Annotated in this window: 15 protein-coding genes and 1 riboswitch; of the genes, 10 read left to right on the forward strand and 5 right to left on the reverse strand. The window is 60.7% G+C overall.

Features of this window, described 5'->3' with window-relative positions; genetic code table 11:
* The first annotated feature begins 318 nt into the window (after positions 1–318).
* Entirely contained in the window at positions 319–1,089 is a 771-nt protein-coding gene (kdsB, locus tag HHL09_RS04170) for a 3-deoxy-manno-octulosonate cytidylyltransferase (RefSeq protein ID WP_240963730.1), read from the forward strand.
* Positions 1,086–2,702: a CTP synthase gene (pyrG, locus tag HHL09_RS04175; protein WP_169453222.1), complete on the forward strand. Its 1,617-nt coding sequence runs from the start codon at positions 1,086–1,088 to the stop codon at positions 2,700–2,702. The genes kdsB and pyrG overlap by 4 nt, the downstream gene beginning before the upstream one ends.
* A gap of 92 nt (positions 2,703–2,794) precedes the next feature.
* Here the strand turns inward: pyrG and HHL09_RS04180 are convergent, their stop codons facing one another.
* On the reverse strand, positions 2,795–3,019 hold the full coding sequence (locus tag HHL09_RS04180; RefSeq protein ID WP_169453223.1) for a hypothetical protein: 225 nt from the start codon (positions 3,017–3,019) through the stop codon (positions 2,795–2,797).
* 50 nt (positions 3,020–3,069) lie between these two features.
* On the opposite strand from HHL09_RS04180, the gene HHL09_RS04185 reads away from it, so the two are divergent.
* Complete coding sequence (locus HHL09_RS04185; RefSeq protein ID WP_240963731.1) at positions 3,070–4,260, forward strand: BaiN/RdsA family NAD(P)/FAD-dependent oxidoreductase; 1,191 nt, start codon at positions 3,070–3,072, stop codon at positions 4,258–4,260.
* A gap of 260 nt (positions 4,261–4,520) precedes the next feature.
* Positions 4,521–7,781: an autotransporter-associated beta strand repeat-containing protein gene (locus tag HHL09_RS04190; RefSeq protein WP_169453224.1), complete on the forward strand. Its 3,261-nt coding sequence runs from the start codon at positions 4,521–4,523 to the stop codon at positions 7,779–7,781.
* Between the two features lie 66 nt (positions 7,782–7,847).
* Here the strand turns inward: HHL09_RS04190 and HHL09_RS04195 are convergent, their stop codons facing one another.
* On the reverse strand, positions 7,848–9,419 hold the full coding sequence (locus tag HHL09_RS04195; protein ID WP_169453225.1) for an endonuclease/exonuclease/phosphatase family protein: 1,572 nt from the start codon (positions 9,417–9,419) through the stop codon (positions 7,848–7,850).
* A 380-nt stretch (positions 9,420–9,799) separates the two neighbouring features.
* Positions 9,800–11,857, reverse strand: coding sequence for an SPFH domain-containing protein (locus HHL09_RS04200; protein ID WP_169453226.1), 2,058 nt, complete (start codon positions 11,855–11,857; stop codon positions 9,800–9,802).
* Between the two features lie 137 nt (positions 11,858–11,994).
* Positions 11,995–12,176: riboswitch (cyclic di-AMP (ydaO/yuaA leader) on the reverse strand.
* A 191-nt stretch (positions 12,177–12,367) separates the two neighbouring features.
* Between HHL09_RS04200 and HHL09_RS04205 the strand changes: the two genes are divergently transcribed.
* Positions 12,368–12,763: a DUF3597 domain-containing protein gene (locus tag HHL09_RS04205; protein ID WP_169453227.1), complete on the forward strand. Its 396-nt coding sequence runs from the start codon at positions 12,368–12,370 to the stop codon at positions 12,761–12,763.
* Positions 12,764–12,842: 79 nt separating this feature from the next.
* Positions 12,843–13,595, forward strand: coding sequence for a hypothetical protein (locus HHL09_RS04210; RefSeq protein ID WP_169453228.1), 753 nt, complete (start codon positions 12,843–12,845; stop codon positions 13,593–13,595).
* Positions 13,596–13,679: 84 nt separating this feature from the next.
* Here the strand turns inward: HHL09_RS04210 and htpG are convergent, their stop codons facing one another.
* Complete coding sequence (gene htpG, locus HHL09_RS04215; protein ID WP_169453229.1) at positions 13,680–15,524, reverse strand: molecular chaperone HtpG; 1,845 nt, start codon at positions 15,522–15,524, stop codon at positions 13,680–13,682.
* A gap of 242 nt (positions 15,525–15,766) precedes the next feature.
* Entirely contained in the window at positions 15,767–16,393 is a 627-nt protein-coding gene (locus HHL09_RS04220) for a peroxiredoxin (protein ID WP_169453230.1), read from the reverse strand.
* A 163-nt stretch (positions 16,394–16,556) separates the two neighbouring features.
* Between HHL09_RS04220 and HHL09_RS04225 the strand changes: the two genes are divergently transcribed.
* The 4 genes from HHL09_RS04225 (at position 16,557) to ahr (ending at position 20,624) form a co-directional block, all read left to right on the forward strand.
* The gene (locus HHL09_RS04225; protein ID WP_169453231.1) at positions 16,557–16,976 is read left to right on the forward strand and encodes an ester cyclase; all 420 of its coding nucleotides are present in this window, start codon (positions 16,557–16,559) and stop codon (positions 16,974–16,976) included.
* Positions 16,977–17,003: 27 nt separating this feature from the next.
* Positions 17,004–17,486 carry a DUF4304 domain-containing protein gene (locus HHL09_RS04230; RefSeq protein WP_169453232.1) on the forward strand — a complete coding sequence of 161 codons (483 nt, stop codon included), beginning with the start codon at positions 17,004–17,006 and terminating at the stop codon, positions 17,484–17,486.
* Between the two features lie 94 nt (positions 17,487–17,580).
* Positions 17,581–19,467 (forward strand): ABC-F family ATP-binding cassette domain-containing protein, encoded by a 1,887-nt coding sequence (locus HHL09_RS04235; RefSeq protein WP_169453233.1) that lies wholly within the window; start codon positions 17,581–17,583, stop codon positions 19,465–19,467.
* A gap of 137 nt (positions 19,468–19,604) precedes the next feature.
* A complete protein-coding gene (gene ahr, locus HHL09_RS04240; protein WP_169453234.1) occupies positions 19,605–20,624 on the forward strand; it encodes an NADPH-dependent aldehyde reductase Ahr in 1,020 nt (339 codons plus the stop codon).
* Positions 20,625–20,633 lie beyond the last annotated feature (9 nt).

Raw genomic sequence — 20,633 nt, forward strand, 5'->3', positions numbered from 1 at the left:
AGTAGAAGCCCGCCACGGACCTGTGCGAAAGTCCCACCGGCATGCTTCCTACTCGCCTTTCCATTTCACCCGGATCGCCCGGCTTCGACGTTCAGTATTGGATGTTCGATGTTCAGCGTTCGGCCCCGCTCCCCCACCGCCTGTTATTTTTCCAGTTATAACAGGCGGAACAGGCGGCAAATTTGACGGTTCCCGCGCAGCCCGGCTCTCCCCCTCCCCTTGGCAAAGGTCCGAACCGCCGGCTGATCCCGCTTTTTTCACCACCGCTCTTGCCCCGCGGCGGAGCGGCCCCTTACTGTCCCCGCCAGAGCATTTCCCGTGAGTTCCGAAGCGCCTGAAATTCATATCGTCGGCATCCTCCCAGCACGCTGGGCCTCCACACGCTTCCCCGGAAAACCGCTTCACCTGATCGCCGGCAAGCCGCTGGTCCAGCATGTCTGGGAACAGTGTCGCCGTTGCCAGCGCTTGGACGATCTCTACATCGCCACCGACGACGAACGCATTTTCGCCGCCGCGGAAAGCTTCGGCGCCAAGGTCGTGATGACCTCGCCCGTCCACCCGACCGGCACCGACCGCATTGCCGAAGCTGTCCGCGCAATCCCCCGGGCCACCCACATCGTGAATATTCAAGGCGACGAGCCCCTGATCGACCCCGGTCTGGTGGACGAGCTTGCCGCAACCATGGCCGCTGATCCGACCTTGGACATGGCCACCGCCGCAAACCCGCTGGATCCCGCCGATCCGGCTGTCCAGGATCCGAATGTCGTCAAGGTGGTGACCGCCCTCGACGGCCGCGCCCTCTACTTTTCCCGTTCTCCCCTGCCCTACTTCCGCAATGCGGTCCCGGGGCTGCCGGTCTTCCGTCACAAGGGGATCTACGCATACCGCCGTACCTTCCTTGAGAGATTCGTCACTTGGGCTCCTTCTCCACTGGAGCAAGCCGAATCCCTCGAACAACTGCGCGCCCTTGAAAACGGCGCATCCATCAAGGTCCTGCCGACCAATGACACCTCGCCCGGTGTTGACACGCCCGAACAAGCCGCCCACGTCGAAGCCATCCTAACCAGCCCCACCTCCTCACACCCATGAAATACATCTTCGTCACCGGCGGTGTCGTCTCGTCCCTCGGCAAAGGTCTTGCCGCAGCCTCCATCGGCGCGTTGCTCGAGCACCGCGGCCTGAAGACGCTGATGCAGAAGTTCGACCCCTATCTCAACGTCGACCCGGGCACCATGTCGCCCTACCAGCACGGTGAGGTCTACGTCCTGGATGACGGCGCGGAAACCGACCTCGACCTCGGCCACTACGAGCGCTTCACCTCCGGTGTCCTGTCCCGGATGAATAACATGACCTCCGGCCAGGTCTTCGACGCGGTGATCAAGAAGGAGCGTCGCGGCGAATACCTCGGCAAGACCGTGCAGTTCATCCCGCACGTCACGGACGAAATCAAATCCCGCATCCACCAGGTCTCCGAAGACAATCCGGATGTGGACGTGCTGATCACCGAAATCGGCGGCACGGTCGGCGACATGGAAGGACTCCTTTTCATCGAGGCGCTGCGCCAATTCGCCCTCGAAGTCGGCAAGGAAAACGTCTGCTTCATCCACGTGACCCTGCTGCCTTTCATCAAGGCCGCCGGCGAGGTGAAGACCAAGCCGACCCAACAGTCGGTCGCGAAGCTCCGCGAGCTCGGCATCCAACCGGATATCATCATCTGCCGCACCGAGGCCGATCTCGACGAGGACAACCGCAAGAAGATCGCGATGTTCTGCAATGTGGAGAAGAAGAACGTCGTGGCCTTCCGCGACGTGGCTCACACGATTTACGAGTGTCCGCTCGACCTGCGCCGCGACAAAATTGACCGCCTCGTGGTCGACCGTATCGGCCTCGGCCACACCCCCGCTCCCGCCCTTGAGGATTGGGAACATTTCGTCCGCCGCGTGATTCACCCGAAGAACAAGGTGACCATCGCGGTCGCGGGCAAATACATCGAGCTGCAGGACGCGTACAAGTCGATCTACGAATCCCTCATTCACGCCGGTGCCCACCATGACACGAAGGTGAACATCGTGCGTGTGGAAGCCGAAGCGATCGAGGACCACGGCGCGAAGGCCGTTATTGGCGATGTCGATGGCATCCTCGTTCCCGGCGGCTTCGGTGACCGCGGCATCGAGGGCAAGATCCTCGCCGCCCAGTACGCCCGCGAGAACGACATCCCCTACTTCGGGATCTGTCTCGGCATGCAGATCGCGACGATCGAGTTCGCCCGCAACGTCTGCAAACTCCGCGACGCCAATTCGACCGAATTCGACAAGAACACGCCGTTCCCGGTGATCTGCCTCCAGGAAGAACAAAAGGGCGTGGAAGACATGGGTGCCACCATGCGCCTCGGCTCCTGCGTCAGCATCGTCTTCGCCGGCACCAAGGCTTCCGATCTCTACGGCGGCGCAAGTCAGATCCACGAACGCCATCGCCACCGCTACGAGTTCAACTCCGACTTCCAGGACAAGCTCCAGGAAAGCGGGCTGGTGATCTCATCCGTCTCCGAAAAGGAAGGCCTGGTGGAAATCATCGAGCTTCCGAACCATCCCTTCTTCGTCGGCGCACAATTCCATCCCGAGTTCCAGTCGAAGCCGAACAAGCCGCATCCGCTCTTCGCCGGATTCGTCAAGGCTGCGCTCGACCGCTCACTCATCCAGTAAGCCCGACTTTGGCCGCGATGCAGCGCTCCGGCGCTGCATTGTGGCAATGAGTCCGGAAGTGGGTCATCCTCGCCGGATCTTTGGGATCGGAATCAAGCAGGGTCCTCCCCTTCGCCCTCAACCGCCGGCTGTTCCGGCTCAAGGAGCTTCGCCCCGTGCAGCAGGCGGCAGAATTCCTTCTTCGTCAGGACGTGGTGGCTACCTTCCTTTGTCGACAGGTCGGCCATGCTCTTGTAGGCCACTTCGAAACGCTCCAACCGAACGATCCGGATGAACTCCTTGCCCTTCTTCCAAATCTGGTTCTGTTGCAGCCGCATGCCGCAGACTGCGCCATGTGCAAGGCCATGACCAGTCCCGACATTCGCTTATGAGCAAGAAGATCGCGGTGATTGGAGGCGGTCCGGCAGGACTGCGCGCCGCGGAGGTAGCCGCAATTGCGGGAGCCAGCGTAACCGTCTTCGAGGCGAAGCCTTCGGTCGGCCGCAAATTGCTGGTCGCGGGACGCGGCGGACTCAATCTCACTCACGGGGAAGATTTTTCCTCCTTCATCACCCGCTACTCCGGCCCGGACCAACCACCGGAGTTCTGGGAAAAGGTTCTATCAGCCTTCACTCCCTCCGACCTGCGCGATTGGGCAGCAGGATTGGGGATCGAAACTTTCCAGCAACGCACCGGACGAATCTACCCGCGCGAGATGAAAGCCGCCCCCCTGCTCCGCCGCTGGGTAGAGTGCTTGCGTGGCCTCGGGGTGAGCTTCGAGATGAACCACCGCTGGTGCGGCCTTGTTCCGGGAAACCCTCATCAGGTGGAATTCCGCATCCACGATGAATCTCGTACTTTCACAGCCGATGTCGTGATCCTGGCGATGGGTGGCGCATCATGGCCCATCACCGGCTCCGATGGGGGCTGGGTATCAACCTTGCAGGGCCTCGGTATCAAAGTGAATCCCCTGGCCCCGGCAAACTGCGGATGGGAAACCAAATGGTCTCCTCAACTTCTTGCCGCCGTTGAAGGGCAGCCTTTGAAAAATCTCGTTGTCCGTGCGGGCGCAACCGAAGCAAAGGGCGAACTGATGATCACCGCCTATGGCCTCGAAGGTGGAGCAATCTATCAGTTAGGCGCGGTCCTGCGCGACATGCCGCAGCCCGTCCTGCATCTCGATCTGAAGCCTACCTTCACTGAGGCCCAGCTAGCGCAAAAACTGGAATCCTCGCGTGGCAATCTGGTGGAGACTTGCAAGCGGCTGTGGAAACTCTCCGATGCAGCCCATGCAATATTCCGGGAAAATCTGTCAGCAGATGAAAATCCTGACTCACTTGCACGACACGCCAAGAATTGCCCCGTCCACTTGACCGGACCGCGTCCCATCGAAGAAGCGATTTCATCTGCGGGCGGTGTTTGTTGGAGCGAGTTAGATGAGAAGCTGATGCTGCGGAGATTGCCGGGAGTTTACGTAGCCGGAGAGATGATCGATTGGGAAGCACCGACGGGCGGCTACCTCATGCAAGGCTGCTTTGCTACGGGCACAATGGTAGGACGTTGTTTCACTGCTGTTTAAAGCTGTTAGAGACAAGTTGTATCCGGAAACAAATCCGCCTCAATTTTAAGGGAGCGCTAAACCATCGGCACGAATCGCGCGTAGGAGAGCCGATGTCCTAAGAGTTCAATCGCCGTTCCCGGCTCAGATCTTTGCTCCGGCTGCGCACCTCCGTCGTGCTCTTCCGGAAGAGGCATCGCCGCCATAAGGGAAGGGTCATTGCTCGAGGGTCTGTTTTAGTACGTTCCCCCAGACGTTCTCTCGAAAAGAACAACGCCCCGATGACCAAACTATTGCCCGACCCCGATCAGCTCGCCGCACCTCGCGTGCGAATCTTGCCCGCGATTTTGACTCTCCTTGCCACGGGAAGCGCCGTGACCCAAGCGGTTGAAGTCACCTTCCAACATTATCGCTTCACTCCAACCGTCACGCAGTCCGACGCCGGTGTCACTCCTGCAGCGACCCAGACCCAAATGTCGGAGTTCATCTTCTACCGTCGCGGTGAGGTGATCGATCAATCCCTCATCACGGTCACCGGCGGTGGTAGTGAACCTGACAGTGGCGAAGGGTCTGCCAAACTCAACGATGGCAACCTTCAGACAAAGTGGTTCAGCGGGGCATTCAATCCTGTTACCTTCAGCTTCGCGGCACCGACCACGGTTGATTCTTACAATTTCGCGTCGGCGAACGATTCCCTCGACCGCACTCCACGCCGCTGGCTTCTTGAAGGAAGTAATGACAACGCCAACTGGGTGCTGATCGACAACCGCAATGGTGGCGACAACGCTCGCCCCGCCACCCTTTTCACCTATCGCGGCATCGTGTCCATTGGTGGCGGATCCCCTCTGCCTGTCATCGCAGGCTCCTTCGGAACCCCGGTCACCCAAATCAATGCAAGCGGCCCGATCTTCGAAGCATTGCCTTCGATCGTCAAAAACGGCTCTGCCAGCGCACTGAAGTGGAGTGTCACCGGCAACACGAACGACCCGACCCTGACCCCGGGTGGAAGCGTCACGGCCGACAACACCAACTTCCCGGTCACCCCGGCTTCCGATGGTGACACCTACTACACTCTCGAAGCCAGCAATGCGAGCGGCAGCACCAGCCGCTCCCACAAATTCCGTGCCGTTCCAGGCGCCACCGCAACAGGCCGCTATGTCCGCTTCACCGGCATCGCACTGCGCGGCAACGGTCTCCTGACCCAGATCGGAGAACTGGAATTCTTCAACGCTGGAGTGAAAATTCCGGTCCAGAGCGTGACGAATCCGGGCGGTGACAATGGTGGCAATGCCGCGGAAGCGGTCGGCAGCATCAACGACGGAAACTACGAAACGAAGTGGCTGAACCACAATAACCGTCCGGTCATCTTCGACTTCGGAAGCGCCCAGTCCTTCGATGCTTATCAGCTCACGACCGGCAACGACGCATCGGATCGCGACCCCGTCCGCTGGATGCTTGAAATCAGCGACGATGGCACCACTTGGAAAACGCTCGAAGCAGCGAACAACTATCCGATGCCGGATGAACGCCGTGCCTTGACCGGCAAGCTTCCGCTTTCCGGAACTGCTGCCCGCTGGAGCGGCACCACCAGCGGCGAGTGGAACACCACTTCCACGGACTGGACCTTGGCCGGAACCACCACGCCCGCCATTGCCTTCCGCAACAACGAACCTGCCTTCTTCGACGAAGCGTCGTCCATCCGTGAGGTGAACATCACCACACCGGTCGCGCCTTCGATCCTGGACGTTGCAAACTCCACGGGCACCTACAGCTTCAGCGGCTCCCCGATCACCGGACTGGGCAGCATCGTGAAGCGCGGCGCAGGCGAACTGATCCTTCAAACGCCGAACAGCTTCAACGGTGGCGTCTACGTTTTCGGCGGCAAGCTGACGCTGAACGACTCCTTGGCCTTGGGTGCCCAGGATTCGATGCAACGCATCGAGTTGGGTAGCGGAGGCACCCTTGCCACCCCGGTCACCCAGCGTAACCAGCGCCGTCTGGTCGTTCGCGAGGACGGAGGCACCGTCGAAATCCAGGATGGAGCCACCTTCACGAAGCTCGGAGCAACCGACCTCATGGGAACCCTCCACAAGACCGGATCTGGAACGCTCCGTCTGGAGAACTATGCCGGCTCCCGTCCGGCCGCCGAAACGGACATCGTAATCGATGAGGGCACGATCGACTTCGCAACGAGCTACTACGGCAATAACGCCACCCCATATGCTCCTGCATCCTCGATGAAAATCGTGGTCAACGAGAATGGTCGGCTTCTTTTCAGCGCCAGCTCACCGCTCGGTGGTCACGATTCCTGGACCACCCTGTCCACGGAGCAGATCCTGGTGAACGGCGGCCTCTTCGAAATCGGTTCCAACCTCACCTACCTGCCGCTGGGCAAGACCACGGCCGGACAAGGCCGGCTCGCCCTGCAAGGCGGTGCGGTTACCGGCGGCGGCATCTTCGAGCCTGTGCACGGTACAGCGACGGACGTCACCACCATCAGCGTGCTGCCCTCCGAGTTCCCGTCCTCGATCACGGGTACTGGCGAACTCGCTCTTAACCCGGGTCCGCTCTTGCTCATCACCGAGCCGGGCTCCGTGGTCAACGTCAACCGTCTGATCACCGGTGGCTACGGCTTCACCAAGGAAGGCACCGGCGAACTCGTGCTCGCCTCCGCGAACACCTATCGCGGAACCGACATCCCGGACTGGCTCACCGCTCCGATCGGCACCAACATCACCGCAGGCACGCTCACGCTGGCGAACACTTCGGGAAGTGCCACCGGCACCTCCCCTGTCACGATCGCCGCGGGTGCAACCCTGCGCGGCAGCGGTTCGGCAAGCGGTGATGTCACGGTGGACGGCACCATCACTCCGGGTGACGAGGAGTTCACTCCTTATGCGACTCTGGCACTGGGTAACACCACCCTGAACGGCGTGGTGAAGTTGGAACTGGACGGCAATGAAGCCGACAAGATCGAGGTGACCGGCACGCTCAACATCGGAGCGAGCGCCACGCTGCAGATCACGGGAACGCCGACTGCACCAAGCTACACGCTGGTCTCCTACACGGGAGCCCTGACCGGGACCTTCGCAGGCTTCACTCCGCCGACCGGCTACTCGCTGGTGTATGGCACGAGTGCGATCTCGCTGGTGTCGAACACGGCGGACCCCTACACGACTTGGGCTTCCGGTCTCACCGATCCTTCGCCTTCGGCCGACCCGGACGGTGACGGCATCCAGAACATCCTTGAGTTCGTGCTGAACTCCAATGGTGCGGCATCGAGCTTCGAGGACCTCCCGGTCGCGACGCGCAATGCCGAAGGTGACTTCATCTTCACCTTTGTTCAGAATGCAGATTCCACCTACCTGAATCCGGTGATCGAATACACGACCACCTTGGATGGCGAGTGGATCACCTTCACGGGAGCAGCCGTGCAGACCAACACGCCATCGGCGGGTCTGAATACGGTCACCGCCACGCTGCCCGCGTCGCTTGCCCCGGATGGCAAGATCTTCGCCCGCCTGCGCGTCGAAGTTCCTTGATCTGCCTCAAGTCAAAGGCCGCCACCGGTGCATGCCGGTGGCGGCTTTTTTATTTCCTGGCAATCCTCAAGGCCAGGAAAGCTGGAAGGTGACGATCACCGAGGCGTGATCGCTCGGCCAGGTGTTGCTACGGGCGGCCTGTACGTTGTCGCCGTAGACGAAGCCTTTGTTTTCCACCGCATTCGTGAAGATCTCCGCGGCGAGGGGTGTGGCGGGGCTTCCCTTGTGGAAGACAAAGTCGATCCGGTCCTGCGGCTCATCCGGGCTGCTATAAAGAGGCGACCAAGTGACGCCGGGATGGGAAACCGGGTTCGGATAGATCTGACGGAACGAGTCGGTGAGTCCCGCATTCGCGATGGCCACGGTTACCGGCCACTGCACTACTTTCCCGTAATGAGCAGAAGCATTCGTGGCGGTCCAATCGAGGTGCGATGGGCAATTGAAGTCCCCAGTGAAGAAGACCGGCACGGTATTGGCCGCGGCCAGATGCGAACTCATACCGCTGAGGACATCGGCGATCTGCTCATCGCGCTGGGAGGCCAGTTCCTCGGTGAGCACGCTGGCATTCGAGGAGCCTGAGCGCTTCGCCTCGTAGGGGCCATAGTGCAGGTAGTCGAGGTGGGTATTGAAGATCACCACTTCGCGTAGCGGCTGGCTGCAGAGACGGATGCGAGCCCCCTTGGCCACGCCGTTCGCGGCCGTGTAGGCAGCGGTGATCGGATAGCGGCTTGCGATCCCGCTATCGCCAGAGCCGGTGGGACTGTAGTACCAGCCGAGTTCGTTGGCGATGGTCTGGACCCGATAGGCATTCGAGCCGGAAGCGTTGTCGTCGGTCTCCTGGGTGCCGATGATATCCACGTCGGCTTCGATGATCGAGCGGATCCCTTTGGCGGCACCTTGGTTTACCTGACCCCAGCCATGCCAGAGGTTATACGACATCACTCGTACTTCGGAGATCTGCTCCTGGCCGGCGAGATAAACCGGAATGGACATGGTCGCAGTGCTGGAATTCCCCAGCAGGTCGGTGGCGCGAATCACAAAGTTGCCCGTCCCGGCATCACCGTTCGCCGGGGTTCCCGAGATAGCGCCGGCGGTGGATACTTGAAGCCATGCGGGGCCGGACACCTTCGAAAAAGACAAGGCATCACCGGGATCAGGATCGTAGGCGTAGGAGTGAATCTTTCCCGTGTAGGCTTGCCCTGCGACCGCGTGGCGCTGGATGAAGCTGTTCACGACCCAAGTCGGTTGGGCGGGGCCGCCGGTGGGAGTGATTGTGAAGGAAGCGGGCCCCGCAATTTTCGTGTAGCCGTTCGCGGCAAGATACCAAGCCTTGTAGCTGCCGGGAAGGAGGGTGGGATTGGCGAAGGTCACGCTGCCGCTTTTCAAGTTTCCACCCGCGGTCTGCGTGCCGTTGGTGTAGCGCCAATCGAGGTAAGTTCCCGTGGAGGGATTCGTGATGCTGGCTGGGAAGAAGCCGATCCAGTCATCGGGATTGCCGGGACCGCCGCCGAAGGTCGCGGTGATCGGAGCGCCTGCGGGGTAAGACGCGGCATTGAGGGTGATGGTTTTCGGAGCGGCCGATGCGGTGATGGTCGCAGCCGCGAATCCGAGGATGCCGGAGACAAGGGTTTTCTTCATGGCGTCCCCATCACGAGGCAGGAAGAAAATTCCGACAACGGGCAATATCGCCGGAGCAAGGGGCAAAAAGGTGCGGGATCCGGGGTGAAGACGCATGTCCAGAGCCGCCTGTTCCACCTGTTGATAATAGGGAAAATAACAGGCGGCGGGGGGAGGCGAACATCGAACGCTCAACATTGAACGTCGAAGCGGGGAATCCCGGTGAAGCGGACTGGCGTGTAGAAAGCATGCTGGAAGAAAGTTTGGCGCATGCCGGGGTGGGATTCTACTGCCAGAGTTGGCTCTCAGTCCCAGTTTTTCCGGATAAGGCCTCCTCATGAGTGGGCGGGGGCATCCGACGGCACCGTGAGTGAGCCGGATGCCCCGCAGGCATCGTCCATTTACGCCGCCTTGTTCGGCTCGATGGGTGTGACCTCGGCTTCCGGGGCGTCCACCTCCTTCAAGGTGTCCCAAGCCGTGAGGAGCTGGATCATGGCTTGGAAGACACCGGCTTGAGCGGCTTCTTTCCCGTCTCCGCCGAGCATCACAAGTTTTTCCGGAACCAGAGGCTGCTTGCTGTTTGCCAGTTCGCTCGCGACGAGGTTCAGGGCGTAGAGACGGTTGTCGCCGTACGCCTCGACCTTCTGGCGGCTAACGTCCGCCTCGGCTTCACCCACGCGAGCGATGCGTCCGGCTTCTGCTTCGGCAATCTGGCGAATTCGAGCTGCTTCACCAAGACCGGTGAGTTCGGCCACGCGGGCCTGGCCTTCCGCCATCGCGATCTCACGTTTGGCAAGACGCTCGGCTTCGGCGAGCTGGGCCGAACCCCGGTTCGCCGCAACCTGGATCTCGATCTGTGTCTCGGTGAGGTGGGTTTGACGGGCTGCCTCGGCTTGCGCTTGGTTCAGCTCTTTCAGACGGGCCGCAGCTTCCTGCTGCTTGGCGAAGGTTTCCTTCTGCTCTTCGGCCAAGCGGCGCTGGCGCAGCTGGTCGAAGAGACTATCGATCGGATCCTCCCCATCGTGACGCTTCGCGCTTTCCGGGCGACCGATCAGCACCGCAACGCAATTGATGTCATAGCTCTCAAAGCGACGACCCAGCTCTTCCGTGGCGTGGGCCTGGATCTCTTCGCGGCGAGTCAACAGGTCGAGCATGTTACTGCTCTGCGCGACGTCGCGGAAATAGGCGGTAAGGATGGGATCGAGGGTCTGGCTGATCAGGCGATTCACATCCCCGAAACGCTGAACCACGCGAGGAGCCTTCTGGTAGTCGATGTGGAGAACCAGGCTCAGAGGAAGCAAAGGTTCATAGCCGTCCGCGGTGATCAGCGGAATGCTGGTGAGGTGTTCGTCATATTTGTGGTTCTCCGTTTGCCCGCTGATCCAGCGGAGAACGAAGTTCACGGTGGGCACGAGCTCCACCTTCAAGGCGTAAGGATTCAGCGCGTATTTTCCGGGAGTGAGCGCCTGCTTCCAGACACCGCGGCGGCCGCTTTCCACCTGCTCGCCATAGCGGAAGTTCGCGCCGGTCACGTCCGTGCCATCGCCACCGAAATAGCCGATCACCACGCCCACGTAGCCGATGGGGATCAGGGTCTTTGGCTTCAGCTCGACCGTGGCGAACCAACGGTTGATGAAATAGGTACCGTCGGTCAACACTTGGAGTTGCTTGCCGCGACGGCCACCGAGGGTGAGAAAATGCTCGGGGTCCTGATAGTAGTTATGACCACTGCCTTGCGAATCCCGAACGTCGGGAGCGATCACCTCGCCGCCTTCCAAGGTAGGGCCATCATGTACCGTCACCACGCCGACATTGTCCGACTCGGAAAGACCATTCGGAGTCGGCGGAGGCTCCACGGGACGGGCCTTCGGATTGCCAACGATCACCGGGGTGAAGCCGGAGACGCCTTGCAACTCCTCAAGCCAATGCTGTGCCATGCGGTTCTCTTCCGTCGAGATCGGACCGGTATGAACTCCGGTTTCGGTGATCACCATGAAGACGGCGGTGTTGATGGCATACACACCCTCACGCAGGATGCCCCGCTGACGACCACGTTGCCCACCGTTTTCCAAGAAGCCGACGGCGTCCTGGAAGCCATTGCACCCCACGATGCGCCCGAGCGTTTGCACCGGAGGCAAAGGTTGTCCGTCCCGCGCATAGACGTAGCCGATGCGGCCTTCCGCAACGGTGACCAGCGGCACCTTGTGGATATTGTACTTCCAGAAGGGGTAGCCGAAGTAGAGGCCGCCGCGCAGGACCTTCGCCTGATAACCGGCCTCGCCATTCAGGGCGATGATGCGGCCTTCGGTCAGCGATCCGCTGGCCGACCATAGCTTCTCAATGACACCCACCCTGCGGTGAGGAATGTAACGCACGCCCAAGACGAGATAAACCGCTGCGGCGATCAGGACGATGATGCCGACGGTGACTCCCAGGCCAAACAGAATGCCTGCAATCATATGCTTCTCCGATTTCTATCTTTCGATGCCGAACCTGCCCCGCCTGCGGGAGGCAGGGGTCGGCGATGTGCTTTCAGGATTTGCGAAGCGGCGGCGGCTCCGGCATTTTCCCTGATCAGGAGAAGCACCGAACGATCCGCGCCCCGCGGTGATGCCTACGGGGTTAGCTGTCGGGCTGGAGCCACCACGTGCTCCCGGCGCCGCAGGCGCCGTATGCCCCAGAGACCGCGACTCAGGCGAAACGCCTTCGCTAAACGGTCGGGATTGGTTCCCCCGCTGCTCCGGACCACACGTCCGGTGCACTCGGCTGACGGTATCGTTCTCAACGAACTTGGCCGGATGTTAGGCTGATCTCCGGCCCGATACAACGTGGGGGTTTATAACCACCCCCAAGCGATCGACATTCCGGATTGCAGATGATGCCGTAGCCAAAGCGAACCGCGGAGGCCCTACCGTCGATGGATGAATCATCTTGCCTCTATTCTCCGACGGCATAGCCTGACAAATGCCATGGGATTATTCGACACGCTCGTCACCAAGATCGTCGGCCCGGCCACCGAGGTGGTGAAGGCCGCTGCGGCACCAACCGCCACGACACCGCCACCGCCCGAGGCGGGTTCGATTCCAGTCGCCACTCCCCTTCCGGAACCTGTCGACGTCGCCGCGGTGCTGGATGCACTCGCGAGGAAGAATCCGGAGAAGCTGGATTGGAAAAAGTCCATCGTGGATCTCATGAAGCTGATCGGCATGGAGAGCAGCCTCAGTGCCCGGAAGGAACTTGCGAAGGAACTCGACTACAGCGGGGACATGAAGGACTCCGCGAAGATGAACGTGTGGCTGCACAAGGAGGTGATGCGCCAACTGGCCGCGAATGGAGGGAAGGTGCCGGAAAACTTTCTTGCATAGAAAACCGTGATGCAGTCCTCACGGATTCTTCACGCTTCCGACCTTGGTGCGCCGCAAGATGTAGAGCACGGTGCAATTCATGAAGATATCCCCGGGCAAAGCAGTTTTCACCGCTTTCGCGCTACTGGCGTGCCTGAACCAGACTTACGGAGAAGCCGAGAGAGGTGAGAATATCAAGCTCCCCAGCGGCATCGCTACGCATCACGAGGACGGCAAGTTCACTTACGTGATCTCCGGGATCATCAAGCACACGCCGGAACTCGAGCTGAAGGAAAGCCAGAAAGCCCACCAGATCCTTGTCCCGGATTGCGAGCACCTCAGCCTAAACCGCGCCGCCCGCAAATGCAGCTTCACCACCACCAGAGAGCTGCCCTGGGAAGAACTGGCGGCGACCATCGACGAGATGGCACGAAAGGGCGGAGAGATCCCCTACTGGTCCGAACTGGAAGCGCGCGATCTGCCGACGAGTGAGAAGACGGATCTCGTCTATAAGATCTCGCGTCACTCCGCCGAACCACCGGAAGGCGCTGAATGGATCACGATTCCAAAGGCGGAGGGCTTCGACACGGAGATCTCGCTCCCCGCAAACATCAAAGGTCGCATCTTGATCGTGCCGAGCACGGCCATGTGCATGTGCCATTCGCGCTATAGCTTCCGCATCCTCGACCAAGAGGGCAAGGTCGTCTGGCGGGATGATCGGGAGGCCTACGGAAGCATCCAAGTGGCCGTCACTGACATCGACAGAGACGGGACCGAGGAGATCTTGCTCGAGCGAGACGACCACGGGAAGGGTGGTCGCTTCCTGATCCAACTGAAGCAGGAGAAGCGCTAAGGACACGCCACCCAAAAGAAAAGGGGCACGAGACGCGCCCCCTCCTTGAGCCGCAGAGCGGCGAATTGATCGTTGATAGGAGCTTCAGCCCATCGCTTTTTCCATGAGCGCGTTCATGCGCTTCACGAGATCGCGGGCGTCGTCCAGCAGGCCCGCGGCGATGAGTGCATTGTCCAGCATCTGGCTGGCAACCATCTTCGCGAGATCCGGGTTCTTCTCCTGGGTTTCGGAAAGCTTCTTCACCAGCGGGTGGCGCGGATTGATCTCCAGCTCGACCTTCACGTCGTCCTGGAAGTTCTCATCCATGGCCTTCATCATGCGGCGCATCTGGGCGGTCATGCCGTCCTGAGGGACCAGCGCGATCACCGGGCTATCGACGAGGCGCTTGCCCGCGGAGACAGCGGTGACCTTTTCACCCAGCTCGTCCTTGAGGAAGGAGCAGAGCTTTTCGGTGGCTTCCGCGCTGAGGGCATCACCTTCCGCTTCCTTGTCATCGAGCTCCACGCCGGCGTGGCTGATGGAGACGAGCTTCTTGCCCTCGAACTCGCCGAGCGACTCGACGACGTATTCATCGACCGGATCGGTGAAGTAGATGACTTCCAGGCCGCGGGCCTTGAAGGCTTCGATGTAGGGGCTGCTCTCGAGCTGGAGGCGGCTGGGGCCGACGAGGTAATAAATCTTGTCCTGACCGTCCTTTGCGCGGGTGATGTAATCGCTAAAGCTGGCGAGCTTGCCGTCTTCGGTCATGGAGGACTCGAAGCGCAGGAGCTTCGCGAGGCCCTCGCGGTTCGCGTAGTCGGTGGCGACACCTTCCTTGAAGAAACGGTCGAACTTCTTATAGAAGGTCTGGAACTTCTCGGGATCCGACTCGGCCTCCTTCTCGAACATCTTCAGCACGCGCTTGCTGATCACGCTGCCGAGCTTCCGCACCAGCGCGCTATCCTGCATCGTCTCGCGGGAAATATTCAGCGGCAGGTCCGCGCTATCGATCACACCTTTCAGGAAGCGCATCCACTCGGGGAGCAAGCCCTTCGGCGAGGGGTCGATGAGGACCTTCTTGCAGTAGAGAGCCACGGCGGGCTCCATCTTGTTCATGCCGAAGCGCTCGACATTTTCGCTCGGGACGAAAACGAGGGCATTGATCGCGATGGGGGCGTCCGCGCTGAAGTGCAGGCGGTAGGCCGGCTCATCGTAGGCGTGGGCGGTGAATTGGTAGAAGGCCTTGTATTCCTCCTCGGTCACGTCGGACTTGTTCTTCAGCCAGAGGGCCTCGACGTTGTTGATGCGCTCGCCATTGAGCAGGATCGGGAAGCCGACGAAGTTGCTGTACTGCTCGATGAGGCGCTTCACGCGGGACTCCTCGGCGAACTCGGTGTGCTCTTCCTTCAGCTTCAGCACGAGCTTCACGCCGCGCTGTTCGCCTTCGGAGGTTTCAATGGAGTAGCCGCTGGCGCCATCGCTGACCCAGACGAGATTTTCGCCATTCTCACGCCAGCTATGGGTGTGGACTTGGACCTCGCTAGCGACCATGAAGGCGGAGTAGAAGCCCACGCCGAACTGGCCGATCATGTTCGCGGGGGTGTTCCCGCTTTCCTTCATCGCCTGAAGGAAGGCCTTGGTGCCGGAGTGGGCGATGGTGCCGAGGTTTTCCACGAGCTCGCCACGGGTCATGCCGATGCCGTGATCGGCGATGGTGAGGGTCTTCGCCTCGGCATCGGTGGTGATGTGGATCTCCAGCGGAAGGGCTGCGTCGTGGATGTCCTTCTCCGTGCCCTGGAGGTGACGGAGCTTCTCCATCGAGTCCGAGGCATTCGAGATCAGTTCGCGCAGGAAGATCTCGCGGTCGGTGTAGAGGGAGTGGACGACGAGATCCAGCAGCTGCTTGATTTCGGCCTGGAAGGAATGCGTTTCGAGAGTGGCTTCGCTCATGGGAGTGAGTTCGTGGTTGGGAGGGCGAAAATACGCATCTCCCCCTCCCTGTCAAAGCCGGGTGTTCCAAGGGCGGGAGAGGATCAGACCGGGATGGATGGGATTGATAGGATGAGATCCCTGAAAATCACCCGACGAAGGGAGAGACTGCGTTAGAATCCGATCCATCCCATTTATCCCGGTCCACAAAAAAAGCGGGCCGAGGATTACCACGGCCCGCCTAGGAAATGCTTTAGCGAAACTTAGTTCGCGAGGTAGCTGGAGACGCCTTCGTGATCGGGCTTCATGGCCTTGTCGCCGCGGCTCCAGTCCATCGGGCAGACTTCGCCGTGCTCTTCGAAGTGCTGGAGGGCATCCACGACGCGGAGGGCTTCGCGGATGGAGCGGCCGAGCGGCATGTCGTTGACCACCTGGTGGCGGACGATGCCTTCCTTATCGATGAGGAAGAGGCCGCGGTAGGCGACGAGTTCGCCCTTCACGCTGAGGTTGCCGTTTTCGTCGACTTCGTATTCACCGGCGAGGACATCGTAGGCATCGGCGATGGTCTTGTTCACATCGGCGACGAGCGGGTAGTTCACGCCTTCGATGCCGCCTTTCGACTTCGGGGTCTGGAGCCATGCCCAGTGGGAGAACTCGGAGTCCGTGGAACAACCGACGACGGCGACATTGCGGGACTCGAACTCGTGGAGTTCTTCCTGGAAGCGGTGCAGTTCGGTTGGGCAGACGAAAGTGAAGTCCTTCGGGTAGAAGAAGAGGATCACGTACTTTTCCCCGAGATACTGATCGAGGGAGAATTCATCGATGATTGTGGCACCTTGGACGGCCTTGGCGCTGAAGGACGGAGCTTTCTTACCTACGAGGACTGGCATGATTTCAGTGTGGGGATTGGAAAATTCGGGCTGCCCGTAGTCCCGACCGGCGCGGGGGGCAACCCTTATCGCATTGCAAGTTCGGAGCAGGGGCCGGACCACGCTTCCCGCTTGCGTTTCAAGCCATCGTGAAACTTCATCATGGCTGAAACTCCGATCCCCCATGGAAACCAATGCCGCCATCGTCGCCCGTTTCATCGAGCAAGCCATCAATCAGGGCAACATCGAGTCCACCAACGAGTTCTGCCACGAGGACGTGGTCGAGCTTGTCCCCTTCCCCGGCCAAGGTCCGGGGGTGGAGGGAATCAAGGACGTGATCCGGGGAATGCGCACGGCCTTCCCGGACATGCACTGGATGATCCAGGAGCAGGTGGCGGAGGGCGAGAAGGTGGTGACGCGCTTCGAGTGGACGGGCACGCACGAGGCGGAATTCCTAGGCGTGCCCGCGACAGGGCGCCCGGTGCGGGTCTGGGGCGTGGTGATCGACCGGCTGGAGGGCGGGAAGATCAAGGAGACCCGCATTATCATGGATGCGCTGGCGATGATGGTGCAGCTGGGGGTGGTGCCGGCACCGGGGGCCTAACGGCAGACCATCTCAATGCGATCCAAGATGCCATCCGACGAAAAGCGCGTGTTGCTGCGGGCGATCGCCCCGGTCATGAAAGCTGCAGGCTTTAAGAAGAAGGACGCGACGTGGCATCGGGTTCGCGGCGGTTTTATTCAGACCTTCAACGTGCAAGGATCGCAGTGGGCCAAGTCCTTCTACCTCAATCTAGGCATCTACATCACCGAACTAGGCGATGAAGCAACGCCTCTTGAATACCGTTGTCACATCAGAATCCGGGTAGGCCATCTAGCGGATGACCGAGCGCGCTACGAGGAACTCCTCGACATGGAAAATTCCATCCCCCACGACATGAGATTCCAGGAGCTGAATGACATCATTGCTTTGACGGCGATTCCTTGGCTGGAAGAGCTGAGCGATTGCCAAGGAATTCGGAATTGGATCTCTCGCGAGCAGCAAGATGGATTGATCTTGAAGAGTGTTTTTGACCACTACGGAGCCACCCGTCCCAAAAAGGACGGAAACTGAAGCAATTTGCCTGTACAGGCCACGGCAAGTCCCCTGCTTCGCCATTCCCCCTTGCCTTTCCGTCCGGCATGAACGGCAATCCCCGTCTTCATTCATGTCCGCCCTGCTCTCCGCCAATGAAATCCGCCTGTCCTATGGCTACCAGACGCTGCTGGATGGCGTGACACTGGCTGTTTCCGCCGGGGAGAAGGTCGGGCTAGTGGGGCGCAATGGCTGCGGGAAGACCTCGCTGCTGAAGATTCTCACGGGTTCGCAGCCGGCGGATTCCGGGGAGATCTCGCTGCGCCGGGCGCTGCGGGTGGGCTACCTGCCCCAGGAGTTCGAGCTCGATCCGGAGCTGAGCGTGCACGAGAACATCGCGGCCGGGGCTTCGGATATCGTGGAAGCGATCCGACGCTATGAGCAGGGCGATGGTTCGGAGGCCGAACTGGCGGACCTGCTGCACCTGATCGATCACGCGGATGGCTGGAATCTGGATGCGCGGATCAAGGCGACCGCGACCGCACTGGGAACGCCGCCGCTGGAGACATCGGTAGGTCCGCTTTCCGGGGGTGAGAAGCGCCGCGTGGCACTGTGCCGGGCGCTGGCCTCCCAGCCGGACCTGCTGCTACTGGATGAGCCGACGAACCATCTGGATGCCGACTCGATCCGCTGGCTGGAAGACTTTCTCAAGACCTACTCGGGGGCGGTCATCTTCGTGACGCACGACCGCTATTTCCTGGATGTCATCGCGACGCGGATCATCGAGATCGACAATGGCAAGGCCTACTCACATCCGGGGAACTACACCGCGTATCTGGAATCGAAGGCGGTGCGCCAGCAGATTGCCGAGCAGACGGAGCGGCGCCGCCAGCGTTTCCTGCGCGAGGAGCTGGAATGGGTGCGCTCCGGTGTGAAGGCGCGCGGCACGAAGTCGCGTCACCGTCTGGACCAATTCTACGAGATCGAAGGGCTGCAGGCACCGCCGGAGGAGCGGGAGATGGACCTGCTGATCCCACCACCGCCGGATCTCGGAAACATCGTGGTGGAGCTGGAGGAAGCCGGCGTGAATGTCGGCACCGCCACCTCGCCGCGCTGGCTTTTCCGCCATCTCAATCTCGAACTCCGTCCCGGACAGTGCACGGGCATCGTGGGGCGCAACGGTGTGGGTAAAACGACCCTGCTGAAGGTGTGTCTTGGCCAACTGGATCCAACCGAAGGCAAGGCCACGATCGGGAAGAAGGTGAAGGTGAACTACATCGACCAGACCCGCATGGCGCTCGATGGCACGGGATCACTGTTAGACGAGGTGGCCGATGGCAATGAGAAGGTGCAATTCGGCAACCAGACGATGGGTGCCCGGGCTTACCTGCGCCGTTTCCTTTTCGATGACCGCCGTATCAATGAGCGGGTGGACCTGCTGTCCGGAGGTGAGCGCGCACGGCTGATGCTGGCGAAGGTGCTGAAGACCGGCGGCAACCTGATCGTGCTGGACGAGCCGACGAACGATCTGGATTTGCCCTCGCTGCGGATGCTGGAAGAAGCGTTGGCGGACTTCGATGGCACGGTGCTGGTGGTCTCGCACGATCGCTATTTCCTGGACCGTATCTGCGATCAGGTCATCGCCTTCGAAGACAATGGCGTCTTCGTCCAACCGGGAAACTATTCCTACTATCTGGAGAAGCGTCAGGCGCGTGAACAGGTGGAGCGCGTGCATGCCCAAGCGGCAGCACGCGATGCGGCGACGCGTCAGAAGGCGGCGGCGCCTGCCGAGGCGAAGCCGCGCAAGCTGACGATGGCCGAGCGCAAGGAGTTGGAGGGCATGGAGGAGACGATCATGCTCGCGGAGGAAGCGGTGGCGGAACTTGAGGGGAAGCTCAATGACCCGGAGTTCCAGAAGAACTTCGCGGAGATCCCGGCGACGATTGCCAAGCTGGATGCGGCGAAGGCCGAGGTGGCGCGGCTGTATGACCGGTGGGAGGAGCTGGGGGCATTGGCGTGATGCTACAGGGTGGAGCCCGTGCGGGGTGACAGTTCCGTGACTCCGCAAAACAAAGGATTTGCATCCGCCTTTGTTGGATCTAGATCCTTATCGGTCACTCTCGATCCCTAGAATCATTCCCCCAACCACCTCCTCCGATGCCTGATTTCCACGCCTACGCCGCCACGTCCGCCAAAGGAATCCTTGAGCCCTACAGCTTCGATCCCGGTGAACTGGGTCCGGAGGAAGTAGAGATCAAGGTGAGCCACTGCGGGATCTGCCACTCGGACCTCTCGATGCTCGACAATGATTGGGGCATGTCCGCTTACCCCTTCGTTCCGGGCCATGAGGTGGCGGGAACGGTGGTGGCTGTGGGTGAGAATGCCAAGGGCCTGAAGGTAGGCCAGCGGGTCGGTGTCGGTTGGACGGCATCCAGCTGTCTGTCCTGCCACGAGTGCCTTTCGGGAGATCACAATCTCTGCGCGCAGGGCCAAGGGACGATCGTGGGGCGCCACGGGGGCTTCGCCGACCGGATCCGCGTACAATGGACTTGGGCACGTCCCTTGCCGGAGGCGCTTTCGTCCGAGAAGACCGGTCCCCTGCTCTGCGGCGGGGTGACGGTGTTCAATCCCTTCGTGGCTTTCGACATCCAGCCGACGGCACGCGTGGGCGTGATCGGCATCGGCGGTCTGGGCCACATGGCGCTGCAGTTCGCGAACAAGTGGGGCTGCGAGGTGCATGCCTTCACCACCAGCGATAGCAAGACGGAGGAGGCGAAGAAGCTGGGCGCGCACTACGTCCACAACACGAAGCAGCCGGATACGCTGAAGAAGCTCGCTGGTAGCCTGGATCTCATCATTTCCACAATTAATGTGCCGCTCGATGTTCCGGGCTTGCTGGGGACGCTTGCACCGAAGGGCCGCCTGCATGTGGTCGGTGCAGTGCTGGAGCCGCTGCAACTCGGAGCCTTCGACCTGATCATGGGGCAGAAGGTTATTTCAGGATCGCCAACGGGCAGCCCGGTGACCATCGACAAGATGCTGGAGTTCTCCGCTCGCCACTCGATCGCGCCGATCACGGAGACTTTCCCAATGTCCAAGGTGAACGATGCTTTGGAACATCTGCGGGCTGGCAAGGCGCGCTACCGCATCGTGCTGGTGAACGACCACGCGGAGTGAGGCCTTGGC

Source organism: Luteolibacter luteus, from assembly GCF_012913485.1.
Taxonomy (GTDB): Bacteria; Verrucomicrobiota; Verrucomicrobiia; order Verrucomicrobiales; family Akkermansiaceae; genus Haloferula; species Haloferula lutea.